Genomic DNA, 8023 nt, shown 5'->3' with positions numbered 1-8023 from the left:
GTGAGGATCAAGCGCGCGTCGTCGCGTGCCGCCGGCAGAAGGTGTCCGTGCACTTCGGACGAGGCGAGCCGAAAGGACGGCATGCCGCTCTGGCGCGTACCGAGCACGTCGCCTTCGCCGCGCAGTTTCAAATCTTCCTCGGCAATGCGGAAGCCGTCCTCGGTTTCGCGCATGATGGCGAGGCGCGCCTTGGCAGTGTCGCCGAGCGGCGCCCGGTAGAGGAGGAGACACGTCGACTTGCCGTGCCCGCGCCCGATGCGTCCGCGCAGCTGATGAAGCTGGGCGAGGCCGAAGCGCTCGGCATGCTCGATGACCATGACGGTTGCTTCCGGTACGTCGACGCCGACCTCGATGACCGTGGTCGAGACCAGAAGCTTCGTTTCGCCAATGGAGAAGCGCCGCATCGCTTCGTCTTTTTCCGAGCCGCTCATCTGTCCGTGTACGAGGTCGACAGCGGTTCCGAAGCGCTTGCGCAGCGCCTTGAAGCGATCTTCTGCGGCTGCGAGGTCACTCGTTTCGGATTCCTCGACCAGCGGACAGACCCAATAGACGCGCTGACCGTCCTGCAGCGCGCGGCCGACGGCGTCGACCACCTCGGACAAGCGCTCGAGCGGAATGGTGCGGGTGTCGACCGGCTGACGGCCGGCCGGCTTCTCACGCAATTCCGAGATGTCCATGTCGCCGAAATAGGTCAGCACCAGAGTGCGCGGGATCGGGGTCGCGGTCGTGACAAGCATGTCGACCGCTTCGCCCTTGTTCACGAGCGCGAGCCGCTGGTGCACCCCGAATCTGTGCTGCTCGTCCACGATCGCGAGCGCGAGATCGCGGAATGCCACGTCATCCTGAAACAGGGCATGGGTGCCGACCAGCATGTGGATGTCGCCTGCGGCCAGCTTGTCGAGCAGCGCGGCGCGCTCCTTGCCACGTTCGCGGCCGGTCAGGATCGCCGCACGGATGTTCACGGCCTCGGCGAGCGGAGCGATGGTGTTGAAATGCTGACGCGCGAGGATTTCGGTCGGCGCCATCAGCGCGGCCTGCCGGCCGCTCTCGATCACGGCTGCGGCTGCGAGCAGCGCCACCACGGTCTTGCCGGAGCCGACATCACCCTGCAGGAGGCGGACCATGCGCTCCGGCTTGCCGAGGTCGGCGACGATGGCGTCGAGTGCGCGATGCTGTGACAGCGTGAGTGAATAGGGGAGTGCCGCGATGATGGCGCGGCGCAGATGGCCGTCGCCGGCATGGGCGCGGCCAGCGCGTTTCCGGTTATGCGCGCGCATCAGGCCAAGCGCGAGCTGGCTTGCGAGCAGTTCGTCATAGGCGAGGCGCGTCCGGGCTGCGCCTTCGGGCGCCATGTCGTCCAGTTCGCGCGGCCGGTGCACCGTATGGAGCGCGTCGGTGAAGGCCGGAAAGCCGTTCCTGGCCAGGAAGGCCGCATCCTGCCATTCCGGCAAGGCCGGGAGCTTGGCGAGTGCGCCGTCCATCGCCTTCACGATCATGTTCGCGGTGATGCCTTCGGTGAGCGGATAGACCGGCTCGATCATCGGCAGCGCGGCGAGACCCTTTTCGTCGACCACGCGATCGGGATGCACCATCTGCAGCATGCCGTCGTAGAACGCCGTCGTGCCCGACACGTAACGGGTCTCGCCGACCGGGAAGAGCTTTTCGAGATAGTCCCTGCGCGCACGGAAATAGGTAATGACCAGGTCGCCGGTCTCGTCGCTCGCATAGATCAGGTGCGGGGCGCGGTCGCGGCCGGGCGGGGCGGGGCGATGCCGGTCCACCGTGACCTTCACCGTGACGACCGCGCCGGGTTCGACCTCGCGGAGCTTGGGGCGCGCCCTGCGGTCGATGGCGCCCGCCGGCAGGTGGAACAGCAAATCGACGATTCGCGGTTCGTCGTCGCGGCCGAGCAGGCGGCGATACAGCTTTTCGAGCTTCGGGCCGATGCTGGGAAGCGTGGTGATCGCCGCGAATAATGGATCGAGCAGAGCGGGCCGCATGGGGGAAGCAGTATCACAAGCCGGGCCGACGGGGCTCCTGCGGCGGTTGTCCTCAGCGCGATGCTCACCTGAAAACCGGTTTTCAGGCGGCGCGATCGTGCCTATATACGCCCGCCCGGCCCGTCCGGGCTTTTGGCGTTTGCAGGATTTCGGAATGACCGGGTCGACACGATCGAGCGAAGGATTGAACGAGCGGCAGCGGCGGCTGCTGTTCCGCTCCTGGCATCGGGGCATCCGTGAAACCGATCTGCTGTTCGGCCGTTTCGCCGATGTGCATATTGCCGATCTGTCTGACCGCGATCTCGACACCTATGAGCGGCTGCTCGATGTGCCCGACCACGATCTTTACGCGTGGGTGAGCGGGGAATTGACCATCCCGGACGAGTACCGTTCGGACCTGCTCGATCGCATCGTGCGCTTCCATAATGGGAGCGGCCGCTAATGCCGCACTCGCCTGCTGAACTGCTCAAGAGCGGCAAGCCGTTGACGCTGTCCGGCGTTGCCGATGGCGCCGAAGGCATGGTGGTCGCGGATATGGCCCGCGCGATTGCGGCCGGCCGCGAGCCCCCCGCCGTCAGCCTGCTCGTGATCTGCCGCGACGGACCGCGCATGGCGGCGCTGGCGCGCGGGCTCGCCTTTTTCGCTCCCGAAATCGAGCGGCTGGAATTCCCGGCCTGGGATTGTCTGCCCTATGACCGCGTGTCGCCGCACGCCGGCGTATTGGCCCAGCGCATGACCACGCTGTCCCGCCTCGCCAATGTCGAGGCGCGCGACAAGCCGGCGGTCGTCCTGACGACCATCAACGCCATCCTCCAGCGCGTGCCGCCGCGGACGCTGGTGATGGGGCAATCGCTCTCGGCCGCGCCCGGCAATGTCATGCCGATGGAGCGCGTCGCCAGCTGGCTCGAACTCAACGGCTATACCCGCGCCTCGACGGTGCGCGAGCCCGGCGACTACGCGGTGCGGGGCGGCATCCTCGACATGTTTGCACCGGGAATGGGCGAGCCGGTGCGGCTCGATTTCTTCGGCGACCAGATCGAGACCATCCGCGCGTTCGATCCGGAGACGCAGCGCACGCAATACGATCTGCGCGCGCTCGATCTCGTGCCGGTGGCGGAATTCCAGCTGACGACGGAGACGATCCGGAAATTCCGGCTCGGCTATGTCGAAGCATTCGGCGCCGCGACCCGCGACGATCAGCTCTATGAGGCGGTCAGCGAGGGCCGAAGGTATCCCGGCATGGAGCATTGGCTGCCGCTGTTCCATAGTCATCTCGACACCCTGTTCGACTATCTTGATCGCACGCCGGTCGTGCTCGAGCCGCTGGCCGATGATGCCGCGCATGAGCGGATCACGCAGATCGTCGACTATTACGACGCGCGCAAGAACGTGCCCGAAGGTGCTGGTGGTGTCCCTTACAAGCCGCTGCCGCCGCAGCGCCTGTATTTTGCCGAGGACGAATGGCGCGCCCAACTGGCGCGCATGAAGGTCGCACGCATGACGCCGTTCGCCGTGCCGGAGGGCGAGGGCGCGTCGGTTTTCGATATCGGGACGAGACAGGGGCACAATTTCGCCGCCGAACGTGCCGAGCCCAACGCCAATGTCTTCGACGCTGTCGTGCAGCATGTTGCGGGCCTGCAGCGCGGGGGCAAACAGGTCATCGTCGCATTGTGGAGCGATGGCGCGCGCGATCGCATGAGCCACGTGCTGCGCGATCACGGGCTCGCCAATCTCGCCAATGTCGCCTCGTGGCAGGAAGCGCTGTCGCGGCCGAAGACCGATGTGGCGCTCGCGGTGCTTGGGCTTGAGTCCGGTTTCGAGACGGCACAGGCCGCGGTCATCGGTGAGCAGGACATCCTGGGCGACCGCCTGGTGCGGCCGCGACGCGCTTCAAAGAAAGCCGAGAACTTCATCGCCGAGGCGACGAGCCTGTCGGCCGGCGATCTTGTCGTGCATGTCGATCACGGTATCGGCCGGTTTGTCGGGCTCGCGACCATCGAGGCCGCGGGCGCACCGCATGACTGCCTCGAACTGCACTATGCCGGCGGCGACAAGCTTTATCTGCCGGTGGAGAATATCGAGCTGCTGTCGCGCTACGGGTCGGAAGACCTCGAGGTCGATCTCGACCGCCTCGGAGGCACTGCCTGGCAGACGCGCAAGGCGCGGATGAAGAACCGCATCCGCGAAATTGCGCATGAGCTGATGAAAGTGGCCGCAGAGCGAAAGCTGCGCGAAGCACCGAGACTCACTGTCCCTGCTGGCATGTACGACGAATTCTGCGCCGGCTTCCCGTATGAAGAGACCGAGGACCAGCAGAACGCGATCGACGCCGCGCTGGATGACCTCGGATCGGGACGCCCGATGGATCGCCTCGTTTGCGGCGACGTCGGTTTTGGCAAGACCGAAGTGGCGCTGCGCGCCGCCTTCGTCGCGGCGATGGCCGGCAAGCAGGTTGCCGTTGTCGTGCCGACCACGCTGCTGGCCCGCCAGCATTACAAAACCTTTACCGAGCGCTTCCGCGGTTTCCCGATCAAGATCGGTCAGGCGTCGCGGCTGGTCACGCCGGCTGAGGCCGCGCAGACCCGCAAGGATCTCGCCGAAGGCAAGCTCGACATCGTCGTCGGCACGCACGCGCTGCTCGGCAAGAATGTGAAGTTCAAGGATCTGGCGCTCGTCATCGTCGACGAGGAGCAGCATTTCGGTGTGGCGCACAAGGAAAAGCTGAAGACGCTGCGCGCCGAAGTCCATATGCTCACGCTGACGGCGACACCGATCCCGCGCACCCTGCAACTTGCTTTGACCGGCGTGCGCGACCTGTCGCTGATCGCGTCTCCGCCTGTCGACCGGCTGGCGGTCCGGACCTTCGTATCGCCGTTCGATCCGATCGTGGTCCGCGAGGCGATTCTGCGCGAGCGCTATCGTGGCGGGCAATCCTTCTATGTCTGCCCGCGCATTGAGGATCTCGCGGGCGCCAAGGAGTTCTTCGACAAGACCGTGCCGGAGGTGAAGGTCGCGGTTGCGCATGGCCAGATGCCGGCGACCGCTCTGGAAGACATCATGTCGGCTTTCTACGACGGCAAGTTCGACGTGCTGATCTCGACGACCATCGTCGAGTCCGGGCTCGACATCCCGACGGCGAATACACTGATCGTGCATCGTGCCGACCGCTTCGGATTGGCGCAGCTCTATCAGCTTCGCGGGCGCGTCGGACGCTCCAAGATCCGAGCCTATGCGTTGTTGACCCTGCCGTCCGAGAAGCGCATCACCGCGCAGGCGGAGCGCCGGCTCAAGGTGCTGCAATCGCTCGACACGCTGGGGGCGGGTTTCCAGCTCGCCTCGCACGATCTCGACATTCGCGGTGCGGGTAATCTCCTCGGCGAGGAGCAGTCCGGTCACATCAAGGAAGTCGGCTTCGAGCTCTATCAGCAAATGCTGGAAGAGGCGGTCACCGCGCTCAAGGCCGGCATCGCCGAACCGGTGGCGGATCAGTGGTCGCCGCAGATTACGGTGGGCACGCCGGTGCTCATTCCGGAGGATTATGTCGCCGATCTCTCAGTGCGGCTCGGACTTTATCGCCGCATCGCGACGGTCGAGAGCGAACAGGAGATCGAAGGCTTTGCCGCGGAGCTGGTCGACCGTTTCGGTCCGTTGCCGGAAGAGGTCAAGCACCTCATGCAGATCGTCGTCATCAAGCTCCTGTCGAAGCGCGCGAATGTCGAGCGCATCGACACTGGCCAGAAAGGTGCGGTGCTGCAATTCCGCGACAACAGCTTCGCCAATCCGGAAGGCCTGATGCGTTACATCACGAGCCAGGCGCCGATCGCCAAGGTTCGTCCGGACATGAAGGTCGTGTTCCTGGACGATTGGCCGAAGCCGGTGCAACGGCTACTCGGTACGACAAAGATCCTGCGTAACCTCGTGAAGATCGCGGAAGGCAAGAAGGCGGCTTAGCAGAGCACCAAACCGTCCGCTCGTCCCCGCGCAGGCGGGGACCCAGCGCGACTTCTAGTGAGGCCTCGCACAATTACTGGATTCTCGCCTTTGCGGGGATATGCGGGAGTTTGTAGAGGCGGCGAGGCTATCCCGCCGCCTTCTGCTTTCGCTCGTCGGCAACCTTGCGAATGACGCCGGCCAGCTGCTCGGGCGCCTGCGCGCCGGAGACCGCATAGGCATTGTCGAAAATGAAGAACGGCACGCCCTGGATGCCGGCGGACTTGGCCTGCTCGACGCGCTGCGAGACGATGGCGAGGTCATCGTCCGATGCGAGCTTCTTTGTGACCTCATCGGCATCGAGGCCGATATCGGCGGCAGCCTTCACCAGCACCTCCTTGTCCGACAGATCGGCGCCTTCGGAGAAATAAAGCTCCATCAGTCGCTGCTTCATCTGCGGCGCTTTGCCGATCTGGTCGGCCCAGTGGATCAGGCGATGGCAGTCCGTGGTGTTGGGCTGGCGGCTCACCTTGTCGATGGCGTAGAGCAGGCCGTCCTGCGCCGCCGCGGCCGAGACGCGCGTCGCGATCTCCTTGTAGCGTTCGGGCGATCCGAATTTTGTCGTGAGATATTGCTCCCGGGAGATGCCCTCCGGCGGGATCCAGTCGTTGAGGAAATAGGGGTGGTAATGCACCTCGACCGGGACATCCGGATTGAGGGCGATCGCCTGTTCGAGACGCTTCTTGCCGATGAAGCACCACGGGCAGACAACGTCGGACACGACGTCGACGCGAACCGGATCAGTCATGGAAAACCTGCCTTGTTGGCGTGCGAATGCGCGGTGCCCGCGCCTGTGCCGCAAGATGTAGGCCGACGGCTATTCCGCCGCAACCGTGGATGGCGTGATCCGGGCGAGCAGGCTTTCCGCCGTGTCCGAGGATCGCCACGCGGTCAGTGCGACGTCGGGGGCGACCGACCGGCCCCGGCCACCGGGCAGAGTGGTATTTCGCAGGACGCCGACCAGCCGCTTCGCCACGATCTGGGCCTGACGGGCCGCCGTATCGACGAAGGCGATGAGGATAGAGCCGTCATGGTCGCGGCAGGCGAAATCGGCCCCGCGCACGAGCTTGGCGATGACGCGGGCGGCATCGTTCAGTGTCCGCGCTTCGACACCGGTATCGAACATGAGGCGCGCCACCGACAGGCCGCCGGAGCGGCGGCTCGCGTCATGCATGACGCGCTCGAGTTCGGCGACGAAAGCGTGCTCGTTCATCAGTCCGGTCGCGGGATCGATCACTCCGTCCTTTACGAACGCATCGAGCGTGCGGCGCAGCCGCGCTTCGAAGGCGTGCAACCGGACCAGCGGGAGAATCCGCGAAACGAGGCATTGCGGCTCGTGCGCCGCAACGAGATGGGGGAGCCTGCGTGTGTCGACGTCGATCAGCCGGCCGATTACGCCGACCGGAAGATCGCGAAAGCGCGAGTCCTCGGCAATCACGGTGAGGAGTGCGTCGACATTGTGCGGGACGAAGCCGTCGCCGATCACAAGTCCATCGATATCACGCGACTTGAGATAGCGTGCGGCCGCTTCAATGGTGAGGACGCCGATCAGGCCGGTCTGTTCGCCGAGCGCGACCGACAGGCCCGGAAAGGTACGGCCGCGGCCGACAAGGATGACGGTTGCGTCCTCGAGCGGATCGCTGACGGGGGACGTTGGAATGGGCTGACCGGCCGAGCGCGCCGCTTCGGCGCGGCGCAGCACGCTGGCATGGAGCGCGCGCACGCGCAGGACCGAAGACAGCCGCGCGGCGACAGCATCCGGCGTCGCATCGCCTGGCATCGCAAGCGCTTCGCGATAGGGCAGGACGTGTTCGGTTGCACCGCAGGCGACAACGGGGATGATGGGAGCCCTGCGGGTCACGATGCGGGTCAGGCTTTCGCCGAGGCCGTGATCGTTTGCGGCGCGCGCGTCAGCGAGAATGATCGCGCACGGATCGACGGCTGCAATCGCGTCGCTCGCTTGCGCGCATGACGCTTCGATCACCGGGAAGGCCCCGGCTTCGGAGATAGCTGCGATCAAATCCGGAGACGGT

Annotated in this window: 5 protein-coding genes; 2 read left to right on the top strand and 3 right to left on the bottom strand. The window is 65.4% G+C overall.

Annotated features, from left to right (window positions below):
* Positions 1 to 2000 (bottom strand): ATP-dependent DNA helicase RecG (gene recG / locus VNZ93_RS06020; protein WP_325701503.1); only part of this gene is annotated, 2000 nt, incomplete at its 3' end.
* Positions 2001 to 2154: 154 nt separating this feature from the next.
* Between recG and VNZ93_RS06015 the strand changes: the two genes are divergently transcribed.
* Entirely contained in the window at positions 2155 to 2442 is a 288-nt protein-coding gene (locus VNZ93_RS06015; RefSeq protein WP_325701500.1) for a succinate dehydrogenase assembly factor 2, read from the top strand.
* Positions 2442 to 5951, top strand: a complete 3510-nt coding sequence (gene mfd / locus VNZ93_RS06010) for a transcription-repair coupling factor (RefSeq protein ID WP_325701497.1) — start codon at positions 2442 to 2444, stop codon at positions 5949 to 5951. The genes VNZ93_RS06015 and mfd overlap by 1 nt, the downstream gene beginning before the upstream one ends.
* 127 nt (positions 5952 to 6078) lie before the next feature.
* Here the strand turns inward: mfd and VNZ93_RS06005 are convergent, their stop codons facing one another.
* A complete protein-coding gene (locus tag VNZ93_RS06005; RefSeq protein ID WP_325701494.1) occupies positions 6079 to 6738 on the bottom strand; it encodes a DsbA family oxidoreductase in 660 nt (219 codons plus the stop codon).
* 69 nt (positions 6739 to 6807) lie between these two features.
* The coding region (locus tag VNZ93_RS06000) for a GGDEF domain-containing protein (protein WP_325701491.1) at positions 6808 to 8023 on the bottom strand (1216 nt) is incomplete at its 5' end.

It is taken from the genome of Pseudorhodoplanes sp. (genome assembly GCF_035565795.1).
GTDB lineage: Bacteria > Pseudomonadota > Alphaproteobacteria > Rhizobiales > Xanthobacteraceae > Pseudorhodoplanes.
Note: the sequence above shows the minus strand (reverse complement) of the source record. Positions and strands in the feature narration are given on the sequence as shown.